Origin of the sequence: Kluyvera sp. (assembly GCF_047971185.1) — a bacterium.
Lineage (GTDB): Bacteria > Pseudomonadota > Gammaproteobacteria > Enterobacterales > Enterobacteriaceae > Kluyvera.
Genome location: NZ_JBKDZH010000098.1, coordinates 1 through 23,235 on the forward strand (window position 1 = coordinate 1; position 23,235 = coordinate 23,235).

At 51.6% G+C, this 23,235-nt stretch carries 22 protein-coding genes; 13 read left to right on the plus strand and 9 right to left on the minus strand.

The features are described 5' to 3' along the window. Positions 1-1,046 (minus strand): aldehyde dehydrogenase family protein (locus tag ACK5JN_RS20440; protein ID WP_416871832.1); only part of this gene is annotated, 1,046 nt, incomplete at its 3' end. Positions 1,047-1,541: 495 nt separating this feature from the next. Between ACK5JN_RS20440 and ACK5JN_RS20445 the strand changes: the two genes are divergently transcribed. The 7 genes from ACK5JN_RS20445 to ACK5JN_RS20475 all read left to right on the plus strand — a co-directional run bounded on the left by ACK5JN_RS20445 (position 1,542) and on the right by ACK5JN_RS20475 (position 9,408). Continuing rightward, complete coding sequence (locus tag ACK5JN_RS20445; RefSeq protein ID WP_416871833.1) at positions 1,542-2,189, plus strand: YchE family NAAT transporter; 648 nt, start codon at positions 1,542-1,544, stop codon at positions 2,187-2,189. A 759-nt stretch (positions 2,190-2,948) separates the two neighbouring features. Then, entirely contained in the window at positions 2,949-4,580 is a 1,632-nt protein-coding gene (oppA, locus tag ACK5JN_RS20450; protein ID WP_416871834.1) for an oligopeptide ABC transporter substrate-binding protein OppA, read from the plus strand. 85 nt (positions 4,581-4,665) lie between these two features. After that, a complete protein-coding gene (gene oppB / locus ACK5JN_RS20455; protein ID WP_416871835.1) occupies positions 4,666-5,586 on the plus strand; it encodes an oligopeptide ABC transporter permease OppB in 921 nt (306 codons plus the stop codon). Positions 5,587-5,600: 14 nt separating this feature from the next. Beyond that, the gene (oppC, locus tag ACK5JN_RS20460; RefSeq protein ID WP_416871836.1) at positions 5,601-6,509 is read left to right on the plus strand and encodes an oligopeptide ABC transporter permease OppC; all 909 of its coding nucleotides are present in this window, start codon (positions 5,601-5,603) and stop codon (positions 6,507-6,509) included. 11 nt (positions 6,510-6,520) lie between these two features. Then, the gene (locus tag ACK5JN_RS20465) at positions 6,521-7,516 is read left to right on the plus strand and encodes an ABC transporter ATP-binding protein (RefSeq protein WP_416871837.1); all 996 of its coding nucleotides are present in this window, start codon (positions 6,521-6,523) and stop codon (positions 7,514-7,516) included. Next, entirely contained in the window at positions 7,513-8,517 is a 1,005-nt protein-coding gene (gene oppF / locus ACK5JN_RS20470) for a murein tripeptide/oligopeptide ABC transporter ATP-binding protein OppF (protein WP_064545040.1), read from the plus strand. Before ACK5JN_RS20465 ends, oppF begins: the two co-directional genes overlap by 4 nt. 51 nt (positions 8,518-8,568) lie before the next feature. Beyond that, positions 8,569-9,408, plus strand: coding sequence for an ion transporter (locus ACK5JN_RS20475; protein ID WP_416871838.1), 840 nt, complete (start codon positions 8,569-8,571; stop codon positions 9,406-9,408). A gap of 51 nt (positions 9,409-9,459) precedes the next feature. On the opposite strand, the gene ACK5JN_RS20480 is transcribed toward ACK5JN_RS20475, so the two are convergent. Both ACK5JN_RS20480 and cls read right to left on the minus strand, forming a co-directional pair. Next, entirely contained in the window at positions 9,460-9,789 is a 330-nt protein-coding gene (locus tag ACK5JN_RS20480) for an HI1450 family dsDNA-mimic protein (RefSeq protein WP_416871839.1), read from the minus strand. Positions 9,790-9,822: 33 nt separating this feature from the next. Beyond that, a complete protein-coding gene (gene cls / locus ACK5JN_RS20485; protein WP_416871840.1) occupies positions 9,823-11,283 on the minus strand; it encodes a cardiolipin synthase in 1,461 nt (486 codons plus the stop codon). A 143-nt stretch (positions 11,284-11,426) separates the two neighbouring features. Between cls and ACK5JN_RS20490 the strand changes: the two genes are divergently transcribed. Then, positions 11,427-11,600 carry a YciY family protein gene (locus ACK5JN_RS20490; RefSeq protein WP_122983154.1) on the plus strand — a complete coding sequence of 58 codons (174 nt, stop codon included), beginning with the start codon at positions 11,427-11,429 and terminating at the stop codon, positions 11,598-11,600. A gap of 203 nt (positions 11,601-11,803) precedes the next feature. Here ACK5JN_RS20490 and ACK5JN_RS20495 read toward each other — a convergent pair whose 3' ends face one another. The 3 genes from ACK5JN_RS20495 to ACK5JN_RS20505 form a co-directional block, all read right to left on the minus strand. Then, entirely contained in the window at positions 11,804-13,402 is a 1,599-nt protein-coding gene (locus ACK5JN_RS20495) for a methyl-accepting chemotaxis protein (protein WP_416871841.1), read from the minus strand. A 321-nt stretch (positions 13,403-13,723) separates the two neighbouring features. Then, entirely contained in the window at positions 13,724-14,785 is a 1,062-nt protein-coding gene (locus ACK5JN_RS20500; RefSeq protein WP_416871842.1) for a FliC/FljB family flagellin, read from the minus strand. Between the two features lie 646 nt (positions 14,786-15,431). Further along, positions 15,432-15,728, minus strand: a complete 297-nt coding sequence (locus ACK5JN_RS20505) for a YciI family protein (RefSeq protein WP_416871843.1) — start codon at positions 15,726-15,728, stop codon at positions 15,432-15,434. 220 nt (positions 15,729-15,948) lie between these two features. Between ACK5JN_RS20505 and tonB the strand changes: the two genes are divergently transcribed. Continuing rightward, a complete protein-coding gene (tonB, locus tag ACK5JN_RS20510) occupies positions 15,949-16,662 on the plus strand; it encodes a TonB system transport protein TonB (RefSeq protein WP_416871849.1) in 714 nt (237 codons plus the stop codon). A 29-nt stretch (positions 16,663-16,691) separates the two neighbouring features. On the opposite strand, the gene ACK5JN_RS20515 is transcribed toward tonB, so the two are convergent. Together ACK5JN_RS20515 and pfkB are read right to left on the minus strand one after the other, a co-directional pair. Beyond that, positions 16,692-17,552, minus strand: coding sequence for a fructosamine kinase family protein (locus ACK5JN_RS20515; RefSeq protein WP_416871844.1), 861 nt, complete (start codon positions 17,550-17,552; stop codon positions 16,692-16,694). Between the two features lie 253 nt (positions 17,553-17,805). Next, positions 17,806-18,738 carry a 6-phosphofructokinase II gene (pfkB, locus tag ACK5JN_RS20520; RefSeq protein WP_416871845.1) on the minus strand — a complete coding sequence of 311 codons (933 nt, stop codon included), beginning with the start codon at positions 18,736-18,738 and terminating at the stop codon, positions 17,806-17,808. 315 nt (positions 18,739-19,053) lie between these two features. Here pfkB and ACK5JN_RS20525 point away from each other — a divergent pair, with 315 nt between their 5' ends. Both ACK5JN_RS20525 and ACK5JN_RS20530 read left to right on the plus strand, forming a co-directional pair. Next, positions 19,054-19,812: a DUF481 domain-containing protein gene (locus ACK5JN_RS20525; RefSeq protein ID WP_416871846.1), complete on the plus strand. Its 759-nt coding sequence runs from the start codon at positions 19,054-19,056 to the stop codon at positions 19,810-19,812. A 269-nt stretch (positions 19,813-20,081) separates the two neighbouring features. After that, complete coding sequence (locus ACK5JN_RS20530) at positions 20,082-20,330, plus strand: hypothetical protein (protein ID WP_416871847.1); 249 nt, start codon at positions 20,082-20,084, stop codon at positions 20,328-20,330. 250 nt (positions 20,331-20,580) lie between these two features. Here the strand turns inward: ACK5JN_RS20530 and yniD are convergent, their stop codons facing one another. Then, entirely contained in the window at positions 20,581-20,688 is a 108-nt protein-coding gene (gene yniD / locus ACK5JN_RS20535) for a small membrane protein YniD (RefSeq protein WP_100249959.1), read from the minus strand. Between the two features lie 291 nt (positions 20,689-20,979). Between yniD and thrS the strand changes: the two genes are divergently transcribed. Both thrS and infC read left to right on the plus strand, forming a co-directional pair. Continuing rightward, positions 20,980-22,908 carry a threonine--tRNA ligase gene (gene thrS, locus ACK5JN_RS20540; RefSeq protein ID WP_416871848.1) on the plus strand — a complete coding sequence of 643 codons (1,929 nt, stop codon included), beginning with the start codon at positions 20,980-20,982 and terminating at the stop codon, positions 22,906-22,908. A gap of 3 nt (positions 22,909-22,911) precedes the next feature. After that, positions 22,912-23,235, plus strand: a 324-nt coding sequence (gene infC / locus ACK5JN_RS20545) for a translation initiation factor IF-3 (RefSeq protein ID WP_416871850.1), incomplete at its 3' end; no start/stop codon positions are given.

The following is a 23,235-nucleotide window of genomic DNA, read 5'->3' on the forward strand; positions in this document are numbered from 1 at the left end:
AAGTCTTTCGCACGGTACATCGCCAGCGTCGGAGACAGTTTTTCGTGAGCAAACGGCTCGCTTTCGTCAACAACCTTAACTTCACCGATCAAAATCTTGGTGGTTTCTGGTACGGAGAAGCCTGCCAGCTCAGCAATTTTGTAGGCCGGCTGACCAACGATAGCGGCGTTCAGTGCGCCATTTTTCAGGATAACGTCCTGAACGGCTTTCAGCTCTTTGCCCTGCAGCAGGTAGCCACCGTGAGTGGCGAAACGCTCGCGTACTGCGTCGTATACGGAGTCAACCACGACAACAGACTGCTCAGAAGCACAGATTACGCCGTTATCGAAGGTTTTAGACATCAGAACAGAAGCAACGGCACGTTTAACATCAGCGGTTTCATCAATAACAACCGGTGTGTTACCTGCGCCTACGCCGATTGCCGGTTTACCGGAGCTGTATGCGGCTTTAACCATGCCTGGACCACCGGTCGCGAGGATCAGGTTGATGTCCGGGTGGTGCATCAGCGCGTTAGACAGTTCAACAGACGGTTGGTCAATCCAGCCGATCAGGTCTTTCGGTGCGCCTGCAGCGATAGCAGCCTGCAGCACGATGTCGGCCGCTTTGTTGGTCGCATCTTTGGCACGCGGGTGCGGAGAGAAGATGATGGCGTTACGCGTCTTCAGGCTGATCAGCGATTTGAAGATAGCGGTAGAAGTTGGGTTAGTGGTCGGTACGATACCGCAGATGATGCCGATAGGCTCAGCGATAGTGATGGTGCCGAAAGTATGATCTTCGTCCAGGACACCACAGGTTTTTTCATCTTTATAGGCGTTGTAGATATATTCAGAAGCGAAGTGGTTTTTGATCACTTTGTCTTCGATAATACCCATGCCGGATTCGGCAACGGCCATTTTTGCGAGAGGGATTCGAGCATCTGCAGCGGCCAGGGCGGCGGCGCGGAAGATTTTATCAACTTGCTCTTGAGTGAAACTGGCATATTCACGCTGGGCTTTTTTTACGCGCTCTACGAGTGCGTTAAGTTCAGCGACATTAGTAACAGCCATAATGCTCTCCTGATAATGTTAAACTTTTTTAGTGAATCATCTGCTCGACAAGTCAGTATAGACAAATCGTCTGCAGCTGGCGAAAAAGTCAAGAAAACAACATGTTATCCACGAACTGATTCACTGATTTACTAAAAGAGCTTCGATTTAGCCAAGGAGCTCACCGAAAAAAATACGACTTATTTATGAGGCCGTCTCTCTTTCGGTGTAAGCAGATTACCCACTTCTGAGTACGATTTACGTGATCTAAATCAAATTTAGGCGAAGCTGACACCTTTCAGCAGGCCGATTTTAGCAAATTGTATAAGCTGTTAATCATCCGTGGGTATTGATGCGGATAACATTAGCATATTTTATACAAATATATAACACTCTGTTTTTGCCCTATTTTTATGGATAATTCTAATGAAGATGGCCGCTAAAAAGGGTATTGTCTGCGCAATTCGCGATTTGCTGTTCGTCAACGACCACTTTTAATGATGCTCCGGGGTTCACGTGATTCAAACGTTGTTTGATTTTCCTATCTTCTTTAAGTTCTTTATCGGGCTGTTTGCGCTGGTGAACCCGGTGGGGCTGATCCCCGTTTTCATCAGCCTGACGAGCTATCAGACCGCGCCGGTGCGTAATAAAACCAACCTGACGGCCAGTCTGTCGGTGGCGATTATCCTGCTTACGTCATTGTTCCTCGGCGATCTGATCCTGCAACTCTTTGGTATCTCCATTGACTCTTTCCGCATTGCCGGCGGGATCCTGGTGGTGTCGATAGCCATGTCGATGATCAGCGGTAAGCTGGGAGAAGATAAGCAGAACAAGCAGGAAAAATCAGAAACGGCCGTTCGTGAAAGTCTTGGCGTCGTGCCGCTAGCGCTGCCGCTAATGGCGGGGCCGGGCGCTATCAGCTCAACGATCGTCTGGGGAACGCGATACCATTCGCTGACCTATCTTCTTGGCTTTTCCTTATCTATCGCGCTTTTCGCCTGGTGCTGCTGGGGCATTTTCCGCATCTCACCCTGGCTGGTACGCATGCTGGGGCAGACGGGGATTAACGTCGTCACCCGTATTATGGGCCTGCTACTGATGGCGCTGGGAATTGAATTTATTGTGACCGGTATCAAATCCATCTTCCCGGGACTGGTCGGTTAATTATTTTGCGGCAACCGTAGCGGATTCAGAACTATTGTTGCCGTAAATATTACAAAAACATATCAATCATGCCGCTCGCTGCTATCTAAATAATCAATTCGAATATTTAAAAAATATCCTCTTTATCAATAAGATGGGGTGCGTCCTTTGCGCGCGTGCTCTTCTCACAAATGTTATTTCTCTCACACGATACTCTGGGGCTTGCTGTTAGATAATTGAAATGATATTAGTAATTTCAGTTTCAGTGCAGAGTTATGTGCTAAAAAATGAGCGAGTGTTAATTTTTTGTACAAAAAACACACATTGACGCCGACTCACTGCGCTATCTGAAACGTTTTTTACATATCTATCTGATTATTATGAATTTATGAATACCGGAATTTATGGATACGCTGTCGTCAATAGGGCTGTTTGCTGACTAAAAGAGAATTGGTTAACAAATTTGCAAATTATATTGGCGGCGATAATCGTCATTTGGTACTTTCCGGCCTGAGTTATTCGCAAGATAAAGCTATGTAAATGATAACTGTTTCAACTTGTAAGCAGTTATGAACAGAATAAAAAAGTCTCCCGACAGGGGGGAGGCTTTAATGAATCGACGTCAGGTGGCCACAAGAGCGACCGTAATAAAAAAGTCGGTGATAGCAGGCAGTAAATGACCTGACAGACGCAAAAATCTCCTGCGCTGTACAGGAACCCGAAAGGGGACTAAACAGGCTGACGACAGTCAGTAATAATAATGAACGGAGTATCAACACAATGTCCATCATCACAAAAAAAAGCCTGGTTGCGGCTGGCATTCTCACTGCGCTTATCGCAGGGAACGTAATGGCTGCAGATGTTCCTGCAGGCACCGAGTTAGCGAGCAAACAAACGCTGGTCCGTAATAGCGGCGCTGAACCGCAGTCTCTCGACCCCAATAAAATTGAAGGGGTGCCAGAGGCCAATATCAGCCGCGACCTGTTTGAAGGGTTGCTGAATACCTCACCAAAAGACGGTCACCCGATTCCGGGCGTCGCCGAAAGCTGGGACAATAAAGACTTTAAGGTCTGGACTTTCCATCTGCGTAAAGACGCGAAATGGTCCAACGGCGAACCGGTTACCGCACAAGATTTCGTATATAGCTGGCAGCGCCTGGTCGATCCGAATACCGCATCGCCTTATGCCAGCTATCCGCAGTATGGCCATATCGTCAACGTTGACGCGATTATTGACGGCAAAATGAAGCCGAGCGAGCTGGGCGTGAAAGCGCTGGATGACCACACGCTGGAAGTCACCCTGAGCGAGCCGGTGCCGTATTTCTACAAACTGCTGGTAAACCCGGCGATGTCTCCGGTGTATAAACCGGCGATCGAGAAGTTCGGCGAAAAATGGACCCAGCCGGGCAACATCGTGACTAACGGTGCGTACACGCTGAAAGATTGGGTGGTTAACGAACGCATCGTGATGGAACGTAACCCGCAGTACTGGGATAACAAAAAAACCGTTATCGACCAGGTCACCTGGCTGCCGACCTCCTCAGAAGTGACCTACGTCAACCGCTACCGCAGTGGTGAGCTGGATATGACCTATAACCAGCTGCCGATCGAACTGTTCCAGAAGCTGAAAAAAGAGATTCCAAACGAAGTTCACGTCGACCCGTATCTGTGTACTTACTACTACGAAATTAACAACCAGAAAGCACCGTTTACCGACGCTCGCGTACGTACTGCGCTGAAGCTGGGTCTGGACCGTGATATCATCGCCAACAAGGTGAAAGGTCAGGGCGATCTGCCGGCCTATGGTTACACCCCACCGTATACCGATGGCGCGAAGCTGACCGAACCAGAGTGGTTCAAATGGTCACAGGACAAGCGTAATGAAGAAGGTAAAAAACTGCTGGCAGAAGCGGGCTATACCGCCGATAAGCCGCTGACCTTCAACCTGCTGTACAACACCTCCGACCTGCACAAAAAGCTGGCGATTGCCGCGGCTTCTCTGTGGCGTAAAAACCTCGGCGTAGAAGTGAAGCTGGTGAACCAGGAGTGGAAGACCTTCCTCGACACGCGTCACCAGGGGACCTATGACGTAGCGCGTGCTGGCTGGTGTGCGGACTACAACGAACCGACCTCCTTCCTGAACACCATGCTGTCCGGCAGCTCCATGAACACCGCGCACTATAAGAGCGAAGCGTTCGATAAGATCATGGCCGAGTCTGTGAAGGCGGCCAACGATGAGCAGCGTACCGCCGCGTATGCCAAGGCTGAACAACAGCTGGATAAAGATACCGCGATCGTACCGGTCTACTACTACGTGAACGCCCGCCTGGTGAAACCATGGGTCGGCGGCTACACCGGTAAAGACCCGATGGATAACGTCTACACCAAAGATCTCTACGTTATCAAGCATTAATGGCAATACGTGGGGCGAGTACTGGCTCGCCCCATCGTGTCTTATTTGAGAGCAGTGCAAAGGCACATGCCAGAAGGTACGGGCAATGTTGAAATTTATATTACGTCGCTGTCTGGAAGCGATTCCGACGCTATTTATTCTTATTACGATTTCCTTCTTTATGATGCGCCTGGCGCCGGGCAGCCCGTTTACGGGCGAGCGTACGCTGCCGCCGGAAGTCATGGCTAACATCGAAGCGAAATATCACTTAAACGATCCTATCCTCGTGCAGTACGGCAATTACCTGAAGCAGTTAGCCCACGGTGATTTCGGCCCTTCCTTTAAATATAAAGATTATTCGGTCAACGATCTGGTTGCGGTGAGCTTCCCGGTATCGGCCAAGCTCGGCGCGGCGGCATTCCTGCTGGCGGTTATTCTGGGCGTCACGGCAGGCGTGATTGCGGCGTTAAAACAGAACACCAAATGGGACTATGCGGTCATGGGGGTGGCGATGACCGGGGTGGTGATACCCAGTTTCGTGGTTGCGCCGCTGCTGGTGATGGTATTTGCGATTACGCTTCACTGGCTACCCGGCGGAGGCTGGAACGGCGGGGCGCTGAAATTCATGATTCTGCCGATGGTCGCGCTCTCACTGGCCTACATTGCCAGCATTGCGCGTATCACCCGCGGCTCGATGATTGAAGTTTTACACTCTAACTTTATTCGTACCGCCCGCGCAAAAGGCTTGCCGATGCGGCGGATTATTTTCCGCCATGCGTTAAAGCCTGCGCTGCTGCCGGTGCTGTCTTACATGGGGCCTGCCTTTGTCGGCATTATTACCGGTTCGATGGTGATTGAAACCATCTACGGCTTGCCGGGAATTGGACAGCTGTTCGTTAACGGGGCGCTTAACCGCGACTACTCCCTGGTGCTTAGCCTGACGATTCTGGTTGGCGCATTAACGATCCTGTTTAACGCGGTGGTCGACGTGCTGTACGCCGTTATTGACCCGAAAATCCGTTACTAAGGCTGGAGCTCGCTATGATGTTAAGTAAAAAGAACAGCGAGGCGCTGGAGAATTTCAGCGAGAAGCTGGAAGTCGAAGGGCGTAGCCTGTGGCAGGACGCGCGCCGACGCTTTATGCATAACCGCGCGGCGGTGACCAGCCTGGTCGTGCTGGTGCTGATTGCGCTCTTCGTGACGCTGGCGCCGATGCTATCGCAGTTTTCCTACTTCGATACCGACTGGGGCATGATGTCCAACGCGCCGGATATGGAGTCCGGTCACTATTTTGGCACCGACTCTTCCGGGCGTGACCTGCTGGTGCGTGTGGCGATCGGTGGGCGTATCTCCCTGATGGTGGGGATCGCGGCCGCGCTGGTGGCCGTGGTGGTGGGCACGCTGTACGGTTCGCTCTCCGGCTATCTGGGCGGCAAAGTCGACTCGGTGATGATGCGCCTGCTGGAAATCCTCAACTCCTTCCCGTTTATGTTCTTCGTGATCCTGCTGGTAACCTTCTTTGGGCAAAACATCCTTCTGATTTTCGTCGCTATCGGCATGGTTTCCTGGCTCGATATGGCGCGTATTGTGCGCGGCCAGACGCTGAGCCTCAAGCGTAAAGAGTTTATTGAAGCAGCCCAGGTTGGCGGCGTTTCTACCGTGAGCATCGTCGTGCGTCATATCGTCCCGAACGTGCTAGGTGTCGTGGTGGTCTACGCCTCGCTGCTGGTACCGAGCATGATTCTGTTTGAATCCTTCCTGAGCTTCCTCGGCCTGGGGACGCAGGAGCCGCTCAGCAGCTGGGGGGCGTTGTTAAGCGACGGCGCTAACTCCATGGAGGTGTCGCCATGGCTGCTGCTGTTCCCGGCTGGATTCCTGGTCGTGACGCTGTTTTGTTTCAACTTTATCGGCGATGGCCTGCGTGATGCCCTCGACCCGAAAGACCGTTAAGGAGTGTTGCCATGAGCATAATTGAAACGGCAACGGCGTCTCAGCGGTTGCTGGACGTGAAAGATCTGCGCGTCACCTTTAAAACGCCCGACGGCGACGTTACCGCCGTCAATGACCTCAACTTCAGCCTGCGCGCGGGCGAGACGCTGGGGATCGTCGGTGAGTCCGGTTCGGGTAAATCGCAAACCGCGTTTGCGTTGATGGGGTTGCTGGCGAGCAACGGGCGGATCGGCGGCTCGGCTCTGTTTAACGGCAAAGAGATCCTCAACCTGCCGGAGCAGGCGCTAAATAAACTGCGCGCCGAGCAGATTTCGATGATTTTCCAGGACCCTATGACCTCCCTGAACCCGTATATGCGGGTGGGTGAACAGCTGATGGAAGTGCTGATGCTGCACAAAGGCATGGGTAAGGCCGAAGCGTTTGAAGAGTCGGTGAAAATGCTGGATGCGGTGAAAATGCCGGAAGCGCGTAAGCGCATGAAAATGTATCCGCACGAGTTCTCCGGCGGGATGCGCCAGCGTGTGATGATTGCCATGGCGCTGTTGTGCCGGCCAAAACTGCTGATTGCCGATGAGCCGACTACCGCGCTGGACGTCACCGTTCAGGCGCAGATTATGACGCTGCTGAACGAACTGAAGCGTGAGTTCAATACGGCGATTATCATGATCACCCACGATCTCGGCGTGGTCGCCGGGATCTGCGACAAGGTGCTGGTGATGTATGCCGGGCGTACCATGGAATACGGTAAAGCCCGCGATGTGTTCTACCAGCCTGCGCACCCATATTCTATTGGCCTGCTGAATGCGGTTCCGCGCCTGGACGGCGAGGGCGAATCGCTGTTGACCATTCCAGGTAACCCGCCAAACCTGTTACGTCTGCCTTCCGGCTGCCCATTCCAGCCCCGCTGCCCACATGCGATGGAGATATGCAGCAGCGCGCCGCCGCTGGAGGAGTTTGCGCCAGGCCGTTTACGCGCCTGCTTTAAGACCGTGGGGGAGCTGGTATGAACGCCGTGACTGACGAAAGAAAAGTACTGCTCGAAATTGCCGATTTAAAGGTGCACTTTGAGATCAAAGACGGAAAACAGTGGTTCTGGCAGCCGCCTAAAACGCTGAAAGCGGTCGACGGCGTTACGCTACGCCTGTACGAAGGTGAAACGTTAGGCGTGGTCGGTGAGTCCGGCTGCGGGAAGTCGACGTTCGCGCGCGCCATTATCGGCCTGGTGAAAGCCACCGACGGTAAAGTCGCCTGGCTGGGAAAAGATCTGCTCGGCATGAAGCCAGATGAGTGGCGCAATGTGCGTAGCGACATTCAGATGATTTTCCAGGATCCGCTGGCCTCGCTGAACCCGCGTATGACCATCGGTGAGATCATCGCCGAGCCGCTGCGCACCTACTACCCGAAAATGCCGCGTCAGGAAGTGCGCGATAAAGTGAAAACCATGATGATGAAGGTGGGGCTGCTGCCCAACCTCGTCAACCGTTACCCGCATGAGTTTTCCGGCGGCCAGTGCCAGCGTATCGGTATTGCGCGCGCGCTGATCCTCGAGCCGAAGCTGATTATCTGTGATGAACCGGTATCGGCGCTGGACGTGTCAATTCAGGCTCAGGTGGTGAATCTGCTGCAGCAGCTGCAGCGTGAAATGGGGCTGTCGCTGATCTTCATCGCCCACGATTTGGCGGTGGTGAAGCATATTTCCGACCGCGTGTTGGTGATGTATCTGGGCCATGCGGTAGAGCTGGGCACTTATGATGAGGTGTACAACAATCCGCTGCACCCGTACACCCGGGCGCTGATGTCCGCGGTGCCGGTGCCGGACCCCGATCTGGAGCAGAATAAAACCATTCAGCTGCTGGAAGGGGAACTGCCTTCGCCGATTAATCCACCGTCTGGCTGCGTATTCCGTACCCGCTGTCCGCTAGCGGGCCCGGAATGTGCACAAACGCGTCCGCTTCTGGAAGGAAGTTTCCGTCACGCCGTTTCCTGTCTCAAGGTTGACCCGTTATAATCGTCAGGGCTGGCAGGTTGCCAGCCCTTATTTTTTATACGAGGGTTCATCGTGATTGGCATTAGCGCTTTGCGCCATCGTCTTTATCATTTCTTATTCGACCAACGTACGCGGACCGGGCGTCGGTTTGAAGCGCTGTGCGGCTGTTTTGCGTTATTAAGCGTCGTTGCCATCTTTATTGAGTCAGGTATCGGTACGACCTATCATCTGACCTATGATGAGTGGCATGCCTTTGTCTGGCTGGAAATTGCCTTTACGCTGGTGTTCACGCTGGAATATTTTCTGCGCCTATTCTGCTGGCCCAATCCCGCGCGTTACGTATTCAGCTTCTGGGGATTTATCGACCTGGCCACTATTCTGCCGTTTTACGTGATCATGTTATGGCCTGAAATCGGCGTGGAATATCTGTTTGCCTGGCGAGCCATGCGCGTTATTCGCGTGCTGCGTATTCTGAAACTGCTGCGGTTGATGCCTGCGCTGAATAGTTTGTGGAGCGCGATCGTGAATTCTCGCCATCAGCTTATTCTGTTCTACGCGTTTATCGGTATCGTGATGGTGGTGGCGGGCGCGCTGATGTACGGCATAGAAGGGCCGGTGAACGGTTTTACCACGCTAAGCACGGCGGTGTATTGGGCCATTGTGACGGTGACGACGGTGGGCTATGGCGATATTACGCCGCATACGGCTGCGGGCAGGATGGTGGCGTCGATTCTGATTTTAATCGGCTACTCCGTGATCGCTATCCCGACCGGGATTATTACCGCCCAGATGACCAGTGAATTTCAAAAACGTCGTCAGGAACGCGTCTGCCCCCACTGTAAACAGCGGCATCATGAACTGACCGCACACTACTGTAATGCCTGCGGCACTGCGCTTCCTCGCCAGCCATAACCTTTAGCGACAGACATTAAAAAAGGGCAGCTTAGCTGCCCTTTGCTTTATTTATTCACGCCAGAGAATATGGCAAAGCTTATGATCTTTTTCGCGGCACAGCAGGACGCGGGCAAAAATATCGTTGATTTCAGCGCCATCGGTCTCCGCCAGACCAATCACCACTTCGGCGAAAAAGTCGGGGTTGAGATCGTAATCGACGTGCTCTTTCCAGTCTTCGGAAGGGTCGAACAGTTCGGCGCCGCCGCGTTCTTCAAACTGCAGGTTGAACAGAATGATATCCGCCGGGTCAAGGTTGTCGCCCGCCAGCTCAAGAAAAATGTCATAAGCCTGCTCGAGCGTTTCATCTTCGGTCAGACGATTGTTTAAATCCATATCCATGATGGCTACCTGTTGAGTGCTAATGGGCTCGTTTTACAGTAATGGGCTAAAGAAGTAAAACAGTCGTTCGGCGAGGCGATGCCAGAATGGGCGTTTAACCCACAGTCGCGCATCCAGCAGGCGTGAACGGGAAATATAGTCGTCCTGTACGGCGGCCAGATCGCTGCCGAATCCGCTATCATCGATCACCAGCGTAATCTCAAAGTTGAGCCACAGGCTGCGCATGTCGAGGTTGACCGTCCCCACCAGGCTCAGCTCGCCGTCGACCAGCACGCTCTTGGTGTGCAGCAACCCGCCTTCAAACTGATAGATTTTGACCCCCGCCGCCAGCAGCTCGGTAAAGAAGGCGCGGCTGGCCCAGCCGACCAGCACGGAGTCATTTTTACGCGGCAGAATGATGCTCACATCAACTCCACGCTGCGCGGCCGTACAGATGGCATGCAGCAGATCTTCACTCGGCACAAAGTACGGCGTGGTCATGATCAGGTATTCGCGAGCGGAATACGCCGCGGTGAGCAGCGCCTGATGAATCAGGTCTTCCGGGAAGCCCGGGCCGGACGCAATCGTCTGAATGGTATGCCCGCTGGCCTCTTCAAACGGCATAATATTGAGGTCTGGCGTAGGCGGTAGAATACGTTTACCGGTCTCAATCTCCCAGTCGCAGGAGTAGACGATACCCATGCCAGTGGCGATAGGGCCTTCCATACGCGCCATCAGGTCGATCCACTGGCCAACGCCGGAATCCTGCTTAAAGAAGCGCGGGTCGACCATATTCATACTGCCGGTGTAGGCGATATAGTTGTCGATCATGATCATTTTGCGATGCTGACGTAAATCCATACGGCGCAGGAACACACGCATCAGATTGACCTTCAGCGCTTCAACCACCTCGATGCCCGCGTTACGCATCATGGCCGCCCACGGGCTGCGGAAGAAGGCGACGCTACCCGCAGAGTCGAGCATCAACCGGCAGTGCACGCCGCGACGCGCAGCGGCCATCAATGATTCGGCGACCTGGTCAGCCATACCGCCGGGCTGCCAGATATAAAAAACCATCTCGATATTGTGGCGCGCCAGCTGGATATCCCGAATGATCGCCTGCATCACGTCGTCGGACTCGGTTAACAGCTGAAGCTGATTACCCTTCAGGCCCGCGATGCCCTGGCGACGTTCGCAGAGCTTAAATAATGAGGAGGCAACCTGACTGTTGTCCTCGGCAAAAATATGTTTACAGGATTTAAGATCGCTCAACCATTTCGCGGTTGAAGGCCACATTGCGCGCGCGCGTTCGGCACGACGTTTCCCAAGGTGCAGCTCGCCTAGCGAAAGATAGGCGATAATACCCACCAGCGGCAGAATATAGATAATCAGCAGCCAGGCCATGGCTGAAGGCACCGCGCGGCGCTTCATCAGGATGCGTAACGTTACCCCGGCGATTAACAACCAATACCCCAGAATAGCCATCCAACTTACTACGGTGTACACGGTTGTCATAATTCGAAAATCCTTTTGTTTGCCAGTTGTTAAGAGTTTACGCATCCGAAGGCATCTGGCAAATAAAAACGCAACGAGAAACCGCTGGTCAGCCATTAGCAAGGGGCTATAATGGGCCGTCTTTTTTAGCAAGAGCGTTAGAAATGAAGCGTAGTAGACCGGAAGTGGGGCGCTGGCGGATGGTGAGACAAGCCAGTCGTCGCAAGGCGCGTTGGCTGGAAGCTCAATCGCGTCGTAACATGCGCATCCACTCCATCAGAAAGTGCCTGGTCGGCCGACAGCGTAACTGCCTGTTATTCGCCATCTACGATCTCTGATGATAAAAAAGGGCACCATCATATGGTGCCCTCTGTTTTTCTACGCTAACTATCTCGCTGAGTTGATGTATTTGTACTCTGGCAACCAGAATTCTGAATGTCCTCAACGGGAACTTAACATGATGAGCTACCCGGTATCATGGATATTCACAATACCGGGCGGGAAAGGATCTTATAAAGGGAATCCTGTGCGCTAAACCGCTTTAGTTTCCGACGCGGTCATCATTATCGCTAATGTGGAAAACAGCAACGGCCTGGTTGAGATTGACCGCTTGAGATTCCAGGGCGGCAGAAGCCGCTGCCGACTCTTCAACAAGCGAGGCATTTTGTTGTGTTACCCGATCCATTTCAACAACAGCAATACCAACCTGCTGGATACCCCGGCTTTGTTCTTCAGAGGCAGAAGCAATTTCGTTCATAATACAGGTTACGCTACTAACAGCACTGATGACATTGCCCATCGTCTGGCCTGCATTTTCCGCATATTGAGAGCCAGCGTTGATTTTATGAACGGACTCATCAATCAGTATCTTTATTTCTTTTGCTGCTTGCGCACTTCGCTGAGCCAGATTCCGGACTTCACTGGCGACAACGGAAAATCCTAATCCATGCTCACCGGCCCGGGCTGATTCTACGGCTGCATTGAGTGCGAGGATGTTGGTCTGGAAAGCGATACCATCGATGACTCCGGTTATTTCGGATATTTTCTTCGAACTATCCGTAATTTCGTTCATAATATGCACCAAATCTTCTACTGCCTGTCCTCCCGATGCGGCAGCTCCAGAGGCATTAGCCGCTATATTTGTTGCCTGTTGTGCATTCTCGGCGTTTTGTTTAACCGTCGCGGTTAACTCTTCCATACTTGCGGCGGTTTCTTCGAGGGAAGCAGCCTGCTGTTCTGTTCGTGATGACAGGTCGGTATTACCATTTGCAATCTCACTAACCCCAGTAAAAATGGCATCTGCGGTTTTTCTCACCTCACCAACCGTGGTGGCTAACTCACGCTGCATATCTCTGAGACTCGAGGCAAAACGTCCCATCTCGTTAGTGCCATGAACATCGATGTCTGTCACAAGGTCACCGGCAGCGATATTTTTAATACTGCTTATTAATGTATCCATTGGTTTGACCAATATTATCTTCATCACCACCAGGCTCAGGAGGAAAATAATTAATGTCATTAACATTACGCTCAGAATAGTCCAGAATGCTGTTCTGGAGGCCGTGTCGGCTTCTGACGTTAACTCTGATGATATTCTGCTGATTTCATCATCATAGGCTAATAATGAATTTCTTAGTGCTTCCTGAATGCCTTGAGTCGGGTGAGCAATAAACTCAGAAACCTCTCCATCTCTCAGGAGCTGGAGTAACATCATGAGCTCTTTCAGATAAATATTGTAATCACGCTCTAACCCCGCCAGAACTGAGGGGCTTATTCTGGAGTTTGGCGGTGTTGATATGTATTTATCCCAATACCGTTGCACGTTTTTTAACTCTTTGTCAGCGGCCGCAACTAAAGAATCAAGCTGTATCTGTGCATCAGATTTTTTATGAGGTTCAGAAGTATCACCCCGTAAGAGTAATTGTTGAGCACCACGATTCAACGAAATCCTGGCCTCGAGTAGCGACGACCATATTAACTCGAAGGTTTCTTTTCTTTCGTGGAGTTTCATTACAGTATCTAAAGCCTCATCGCTTGAATTTTGAGCTTTAAATGACAAGCCTCCCGATAACATTTGAAGGAAAAGAAGAAATGCAAGAATTGAAATGATACTTGTTGCTATTTTAATACGACTTAGCATTAGTGTAACTCCAGTGATAAAAGCATCACTGCCTTTATTAAATTAACTGCCAGGACTTGAAGGTGTGAGCCCTGAAGCCTTTGTTTTCTCACGGTTTTTTAGGTTAATATTCAATCTCATCAGGCTGCTACGAGTAAAATGCATGTGAATATCATGCCCGATGACTTAGTGATAAATTTATTCATGTTGAGATGAGCAAAACAGGAGGGGTGATGAACACCACTTTTCATTCTATCCAGTGCTGCTTATAGGTCGCTTTCGCCCGTTCCCAAATGTATAAACCTCGCCAGATTGGCGAGGTTTTGTTTTAATATCAGTAAATTAACGAAGCAGAGACAGAACGTTTTGCGGAACCTGGTTTGCCTGAGACAGCACGGAAATACCGGCGGACTGCAGGATGTTTGCACGGCTCATCTCGGAGACTTCGGAAGCGAAGTCGGCGTCGAGGATACGGGAACGGGACTCGGACAGGTTGTTAACGGTGCTGTTCAGGTTGCTGATAACAGAATCGAAACGGTTCTGTGTAGCACCCAGGGAGGAGCGCAGTTCGTCAACCTGAGCCATCGCTTTGTCGATAGTGTCCAACTGAGTGGTCATCGCCAGCATAGCCGCGCTTGCGTCAGCGCCAGCAGTAACGGCGCCATCTTCGTCAGCGCTGATGACTTTGCCTGCGGTGCCATCGGAATTCACGCCGAAATACACGGTCTCGCCTTCAACGGTCGTGCTATAGATGTTGCCGCCGTCATCAATACCAGCCTCAGTTTTCATCGCCGCCAGCATCGTGTCGTCAATTTTGTGGCTGCCGCCATCGGTATCGATCATGCTCGCGCCAACGCCAACCTGGGTGGCTACTGTGGTCACGTCAAAGCCGGTCATACCGAGGGTAGAAGAGTCCACTTTGTTCAGGTTGATATCAATGGTCTGGCCGTCGTTAGCGCCCACCTGAATACCCAGCGTCTGATCGGCGCTCAGAACTTTCACGCCGTTGAACTCGGTCTGTTCGGAGATACGGTTGATTTCCTGCAGACGGGCATTGATTTCGTCCTGGATGGACTTACGGTCGGACTCGGAGTTGGTGCCGTTCTGGGCCTGTACGGTCAGACGACGGATGTTCTGCAGGTTGTCGTTCACTTCGTTCAGCGCGCCTTCGGTGGTCTGCGCGATGGAGATACCGTCGTTGGCGTTACGGGACGCCTGGGTCAGACCGGTGATGTTTGCGGTGAAACGGTTGCTGATAGCCTGACCAGCGGCATCGTCCTTGGCGCTGTTGATACGCAGGCCGGAAGACAGACGCTCGATAGAGGTGCCCAGCGCGGACTGGGATTTGTTCAGGTTGTTCTGGGCTACCAGACTCAGGGCGTTAGTGTTGATGACCTGTGACATAGAATGATTCTCCGTAAATATTAGTCTGAGGAGGAACTCCCCTCCCTAAAAACTAATATCGGAGGAAGTAAAAAAAACTGAAATAAATAACATCAGAATACCACCTCTGCATTTTATTCATTGGTCATACCAGTGCTGATTATATCCTGCGTTAATAATAACTGAGTGTGTTTTTTTAACGCTAACCATCGCTAATACCGAATGCAAGGCATGGGAATTCCGAGTTAATGTGTTGTTGATGTGTCGAGTGATTATATTTAAAACCTATTGTTGCTGTGGTGATAGTGGTCAATGGCAGTTGCAGATATTGTTCCTGTAGTAATCGATATTTTACTTTTGAATGATGTGTGGTTGGCCACAGTAGTATGAGGACATAAATTAATCAGCTACCCGTGTTCCTTCCCATTTTAAACGTGAAGGTTTGAGTCCATAACGTTATCCTCACCCAGTAAAAATCTAAAAGGTTGCTATTATCAGCTACGAAGTAGGCGTGGCGGGAGACAAAGAAATAAATAGCGCAAAATCACACAACACTAAATTGGGCAGCGGGTCTAAAAAAACAAAGGGCACAAACATCGTGTACTCATTTGCGCCCTTTACTTCAATTCTTCTTTACTACGTATGGCATCTATAAAATTCGATTTTATTAGAAAACCTTTTTATACGGTTTTACCGAAACCTGCTGATATACGCCCGCTGCGACGTAGGGATCATCCTGTGCCCAGGACTGGGCGGCTTCCAGCGACTCAAATTCCGCAATAACCGTTGAACCGCTAAAACCCGCCGCGCCCGGATCGTTGCTGTCGACGGCTGGCATTGGGCCAGCGGTCAGCAGGCGGCCTTCATCATGCAGCAGCTGCAAACGGGCCAGATGGGAGGGGCGTACTGAAAGACGTTTTTCAAGAGAATCGGCGATATCCTGAGCATAAATGACGTAAAGCACGGGCGGAACTCCTGTTTAAATAGTTTGCGGATTACGGTAAGGCAAAGCGTCTGTGACTGCAATGCAAAGTTTTGTGAGCGCTAAAAGACGCGAAGTGGCGCGGATTTTTTGCCCAACTGCGGGAGAAAGTTGACCGAAGATAAGATGTCTTATTGAATATGATTGCTATTTGCATTTAAAATCGAGTTCTCATTTTTCAACTGTAACGACTATGACTGCAATGACCCTTGATTTACCCCGCCGGTTTCCGTGGCCGACGTTGCTCTCTGTTGGCATCCATGGCGCCGTCGTGGCCGGTCTGCTTTATACCTCGGTACATCAGGTTATTGAACTGCCCGCTCCCGCACAGCCGATTACCGTCACCATGGTTGCGCCAGCTGACCTTGAGCCGCCTCAGGCGGTCGTTCAGCCGCAGCCTGTGGTAGAGCCAGAACCGGAACCTGAACCGGAGCCGATTCCAGAGGTGCAGCAGGCGCCGGTCGTTATTCACAAGCCCAAACCGAAGCCGAAGCCAAAACCGAAGCCGGTGAAAAAAGTCGAGCAGCCGAAACCGGAAGTGAAGCCGGTGGAATCGCGTCCGCTGTCAACGGTAAACCGTGATGCGCCGCCGGCACGTTCGGTCGCCAACAACCAGCCGGGCGCCAGCGCGCCGTCGGTCAGTGCGCCAACCGGGCCGCGGGCGTTGAATCGTCCTCAGCCGGGCTATCCTGCGCGTGCTCAGGCGCTGCGCATTGAAGGTAAAGTGCGGGTGAAATTTGACGTTACCGCCGATGGCCGCGTGGAGAACGTGCAAATTCTCTCGGCGCAACCGTCCAATATGTTTGAACGCGACGTGAAAACGGCGATGCGTAAATGGCGTTACGAATCCGGCAAGCCGGGGACGGGGCTGATTATGAACATTGAGTTCCGCCTGAAAGGCGTGCAGATGAACTAAACACAAGGCCCCGAAAGGGGCCTTTGTCGTTATGCGGCGAGCACCTTATCCAGCGCCTTCTGGGCAATCACCAGATGCTGCCCGCCAAACAGAATGGCCCGGTTAATCAGCGTATAGAGCTGGTAAACCGGCTGGCGCTCGAGGAACCCGGCCGGTAGCGGGGAAACCGATTGATAGCCGTCATAAATTTGCGGCGGTTGATCCGGATGTAGCGGCAACATCGCCAGGTCACATTCACGGTCTCCCCAGTAACACGCCGGGTCGAAAATATACGGCCCGTTTGGCCCCAGCGCACAGTTGTTTGACCAAAGGTCGCCATGCAGCAGCGAAGGCTGCGGCTGGTGTGAACTTAAGCGCTGCTGAACATGATCGACGATAGCGTCGATGTCACCAAACTCCATACCTTTCTCCGCGGCTAACTCCAGTTGCCAGCCAATACGCTGCTCGGCAAAAAAGGTTGACCAGCGACGCTGCCAGGCGTTGGGCTGCGGGGTGGTGGAGAGATCGTTGTCAAAATCAAGGCCAAACTGCGGCTGGTCGCTCCACTGGTGCAGATGGGCCAGCTGCTGGCCCAGCAGGAAGGCATTGTGCGCATCCAACGGACGGGGAGGGAGATACTCCATCACCAGGAAGCTGTAGTCGCGGTCTGTGCCGACGACAAATACCTCCGGGACGGTCACGGTTTTACTGCGGGAGAGCAGTTCAAGCTGATCGGCCTCCGCGGTAAAAATGGGCAGTAATTCACGTTCATCGCACTTCACGAAAAAGTCCCGACCGGCATAACGGATATGCCATGCGGCGTGAATTTCTCCGCCGGGCAGTTCAGTACGCAGATCGATTTCGCCACTTCCAAGTTGCTCGCCTAACAGGCTACTGATCGCTTGCCACATGATGTCTCTCCCCATGTTTTCTGCCGTATCATAAGGTTAGCGCATTACTGCCGGGTAAAAATTCGAGCTATACCGCACAACGGGTAAAAAGAATGTAGAAAGCAGAGGTAGGATCGTACTCCCTCTGCTACAGACGTAGGGTGACTCAGCCTTCGCATGCACCCCATTGTTAACAATGGAGTTTGGTTAGCATAGTTGATAACGGCGATTTAGCGACCTGCGAGAGCCCCCGCAGGCCTGTTTTCCTGCACATTTAGTGCTGTTGCAGGTAATCGTAAATTTTCTGCGTGTTTTCACGCGAGCACAGGCGAGTGCCCTGATTGATTGTCGCCGCGCTGCCCGCCGCGACGCCGTAGCGCACCATCTCTGCAAGGCTGGCGTTTTCCGCAAGTTTAAGCGTCATGGCGCCGACCATGCTGTCGCCCGCGCCAACGGTGCTCTGGCTTTTGATGGGCGGCGGCACTACCTGAACGCAGGAGTGCGCATCGACGGCCAGCGCCCCTTGTGCCCCTAAAGAAACCACCACGCGGTGCGCTTTACCGCTACGCACAATCTCCTGCGCGGCGTTGCGAACGTCGTCCGGCTGATTTAAATCCCGCTGGACTAGCGCGCTGAGCTCTTTCAGATTCGGTTTTACCAGCTCGATATTGCCAATTTCCAGCGCGGCGGCCAGAGCATCACCTGAACTATCAATAATGCAGCGCAACCCATGCTGCTGGGCTGCTTTAATGAGGGCGACAAACTGTGTGAGGGAAACGCCGGGCGGCAAACTTCCGCTTACCACCAGCAAAGCGCCTGAATCCGCCTGCAAAACGCTGTCCTGCAGCGCCTGTAATTCATCTTCATGCAGCGTGGCGCCCGGCATCACAAAACGGTACTGCTCGCCGCTGGCATCAACGTGAACGTGAAGGTTCTGCCGCGTCCATTCCCGGGACGTGACGCTTTTAACGGGAACCTGTTCATCCTGCAAAAGGGCCACCAGATGTTCTCCGGTTGCGCCGCCTGCAGGGAAGAGGGCGGTGGCGCGGCCACCGAGAAATGTTATCGCTCGCGCGACGTTAATTCCGCCGCCGCCGGGCTCAAAGACCGGTGCGCTACAGCGCAATTTCCCCTCAGGGTAAATTTGTGGCGTTTGGGTGGCGCTGTCGAGTGAAGGGGCGAGCGTCAATGTGTAAATTTTAACCATTGCTATAACCTCCCTTTATGAGCCAATAAAGCGCTCTGAACACAACTGGCTTTAAGCCTGGCACTTGTCGGAGGATAATGAAAGTAGCAACAGCATGATTTTTATAGAAAATGGTAAATAACTGCTTATTTTTATTATGAAATAAAATGCGCTTTAAGAGGGCTCTTATTCAAAAAATGACAGAAGAATAGGATTGCTATGTTATTCGTGCCTTTTTATAATTTGTTGCCTTTCTATGGACCACCCCGTCGTTGATCCTCGCGAAAGTTTCCGGGACGAAATCGTCTCCTTTTTTGTTGTACGGACTCATAATAAATGAAGCTTTTGAAGACAGTACCGGCAGCGGTTGTGCTGCTGGGGGGCGTGTTTGCGTCTGCATATGCAACCGCCAGTGATACCGTTTTTACTGTCATGGATGACCCAACCACCGCTGCAAAACCTTTTGAAGGTAACGTGAATGCGGGCTATCTCGCCCAATCCGGCAATACCAAAAGCTCGTCGGCGACTGCTGATACCACGCTGACCTGGTATGGAGACACGACAGCATGGTCCCTGTGGGGCAATGCCAGCAATACGTCGGCGAACGATGAACGTTCTTCTGAAAAATATGCTGTTGGCGGCCGTAGCCGCTACAACATGACGCATGAAGACTACCTGTTTGGCCAGGCCAGCTGGTTAACCGACCGCTACAACGGCTATCACGAGCGTGATGTCTTTACGGCAGGTTACGGTCGCCAGTTCCTGAATGGGCCGATCCACAGCTTCCGTTTTGAATTTGGTCCGGGCGTGCGTTATGACGAGTACACCGATGGTAATACGGAAACGCAGGCGCTGGGCTACGCGTCTGCGGCCTACGCCTGGCAGGTGTCCGGCACCACCAAATTCACGCAGGGTGTTTCGGTCCTTGGGGCTGACGATACGACCGTGAACTCAGAAACCGCGCTCAACGTTGCAATCAATGAGCACTTCGGTCTGAAGGTGGCCTATAACGTCACCTGGAACTCTGAGCCGCCGGAAACGGCGCCGAACCATACCGATCGCCGTACGTCGCTGACCCTCGGTTATACAATGTAATAATTTACGGGCCGGAGAAATGCCGGCCTGTATTTTCAATTTATCGAAATGTGTTATTATTAAATTCAACCGCTGTTTTATTTAATTAAAAATACATACTCTCCATAATATCTCCACATTTGCCCTCTCAGACATAATATTCAATAAATTTGACACGAATGGCTAAATATTTTGACTAGTCAAAAGTGTGATCTGGATCTAGACTATGTTCAAGGGCGAAATGATGCCTCTGAGTTCAAAAGTCTTAATCCAGTTAGAGAATAAACATTATGAAAAATATCAAAATCGCATCTGCAGCTATTGTGCTGTCAGCACTCTCTTTCGGTGTATTTGCTGCCGAACCTGCCACGCAGCCAGCCAGTTCCACCACTAACGTCGCTACCGTTCAACACGTTGGTATCTCCAGCGCGTATGACGTTGAAGCGGGTTCTAACATTGCCCCGGGTTCACAGGATACCGGCCGCTCTATGGATGATGCTTTTAATGTCCATACCCTGGTAGCAGGTGAGTGGTACTAAACATTCTGTGCTGTAATAATTTGATTTCTGATTAATTATTAATACCGGCAGAGAAAACCGGGTAGAGTCGTACCGGTTTTTCTTGCTGCCATGGCTATTTTTTAGAATAAGAAAACTCTATATTTATATTCGAAACATGAGTTCAGATATTTTTACGCGCACGTATTGTCAATAAATATCAGTGAAAAGCATTTTTTGTATATAAATGATATTTAACTGCACTTTCCCACCACGGTTGTTTTTCCATTAATTATCCCCATATCATTGCTGCCCATCTCAGCAGCAGCATCGCACCACAGATAGCAATTAGCACCAGCACCATTTTCCAGTGCTTTTTCGCAAATCGATGTGTCGGCATGAGTTCATTCCCTTTTAGATGCGGTGTTTAGCGTAGTGTACCAGAATCGGCGACAAACATAGCAACGGGCACAGGGCAGGGCAATTGCGACTTTAATCACGTCCTGATGATGTGTAAACTAACCTACGGTATTGTCAGCAGGCGGATCCAGGCGGAACCCGGTACGAAGTACATGTTCCTCATTTTTCGCAGAGTGAAGCGAAAATCAATCTATAACCTGTTGATAAATTTAATCATATAGTTTTGTATGTGCTCTTTCGTGTGGGGCACCACTGCAAATAAGGACATGAAATGCCTGTAATTACTCTTCCTGATGGCAGCCAACGCCATTACGACCACGCCGTTAGCCCGATGGATGTCGCTCTGGACATCGGCCCTGGTCTGGCAAAAGCCACCATCGCTGGGCGCGTGAACGGTGAATTGGTTGATGCATCCGACATTATTGAAAACGATGCAACGCTGTCTCTCATCACCGCTAAAGATGAAGACGGTCTGGAAATCATTCGCCACTCGTGTGCTCACCTGCTTGGTCATGCCATCAATCAGCTGTGGCCAAACACCAAAATGGCGATCGGCCCGGTTATCGACAACGGCTTCTACTATGACGTTGACCTTGACCACACGCTGACCCAGGAAGACATCGACGCGCTCGAGAAACGTATGCACGAGCTCGCCGAGAAAAACTACGATGTCATCAAGAAGAAAGTGAGCTGGCATGAAGCCCGCGAAACCTTCGTGAAACGTGGTGAAACCTATAAAGTTTCCATTCTTGATGAAAATATTGCGCATGATGACAAACCAGGTTTGTATCATCACGAAGAATATGTCGACATGTGCCGCGGTCCGCACGTGCCGAATATGCGCTTCTGTCACTACTTCAAGCTGATGAAAACCGCCGGTGCCTACTGGCGCGGCGACAGCAGCAATAAGATGTTGCAGCGTATCTATGGTACGGCGTGGACGGACAAAAAAGCCCTCAATGCCTATCTGCAGCGTCTGGAAGAAGCGGCGAAGCGCGATCACCGTAAAATCGGTAAGCAGCTCGACCTGTATCATATGCAGGAAGAAGCGCCGGGTATGGTCTTCTGGCATAACGATGGCTGGACTATCTTCCGCGAACTGGAAACTTTCGTACGCTCCAAGCTGAAAGAGTACCAGTATCAGGAAGTGAAAGGTCCGTTCATGATGGACCGTGTGCTGTGGGAAAAAACCGGCCACTGGGACAACTACAAAGATGCGATGTTCACTACCTCTTCCGAGAACCGTGAGTACTGCATCAAGCCGATGAACTGCCCGGGGCACGTTCAGATCTTTAACCAGGGTCTGAAATCCTACCGCGATCTGCCGCTGCGTATGGCGGAGTTCGGTAGCTGCCACCGTAATGAACCGTCAGGCGCGCTGCATGGCTTAATGCGCGTACGCGGCTTCACTCAGGATGACGCCCATATCTTCTGTACGGAAGAGCAGGTGCGTGATGAAGTGAACGCGTGCATTCGTTTAGTCTATGATATGTACAGCACTTTCGGTTTTGAAAAAATCGTGGTCAAACTTTCAACGCGTCCGGAAAAACGTATCGGCAGCGATGAAATGTGGGATCGTGCAGAAGCGGACCTGGCCGTCGCGCTGGAAGAAAACAACATCCCGTTTGAATATCAGCTGGGTGAAGGCGCCTTCTATGGTCCGAAAATTGAATTTACCCTGTATGACTGCCTCGATCGTGCATGGCAGTGCGGTACTGTACAGTTAGACTTCTCCCTGCCGGCTCGTCTGAGCGCCTCTTATGTGGGCGAAAACAACGAACGTCAGGTACCGGTAATGATTCACCGCGCTATTCTTGGTTCTCTGGAACGCTTCATTGGCATCCTGACCGAAGAATTCGCCGGCTTCTTCCCGACGTGGCTTGCGCCGGTGCAGGTGGTGGTGATGAATATTACCGATTCTCAGTCTGAATACGTTAACGAATTGACCCGCAAACTACAAAATGCAGGCATTCGCGTAAAAGCGGACTTGAGAAATGAGAAGATTGGCTTTAAAATCCGCGAGCACACTTTACGTCGTGTCCCTTACATGTTGGTCTGTGGCGACAAAGAGGTTGAAGCCGGCAAAGTTGCTGTGCGCACCCGTCGTGGCAAAGACTTGGGCAGCCTGGACGTAAATGAAGTTATCGAGAAGCTGCAACAAGAGATTCGCAGCCGCAGTCTTCAACAACTGGAGGAATAAGGTATTAAAGGCGGAAAACGAGTTCAAACGGCACGTCCGAATCGTATCAATGGCGAGATTCGCGCCCAGGAAGTTCGCTTAACAGGTCTGGAAGGCGAAGCTTTGGGTATTGTGAGTCTGAGAGAAGCAATCGAAAAAGCTGAAGAAGCTGGAGTAGATTTAGTTGAAATCAGCCCTAACGCCGAACCGCCAGTTTGTCGTATCATGGACTACGGCAAGTTCCTTTATGAAAAGAGTAAGTCTTCTAAGGAACAGAAGAAAAAGCAAAAAGTTATCCAGGTTAAGGAAATTAAATTCCGTCCTGGGACCGATGATGGCGATTACCAG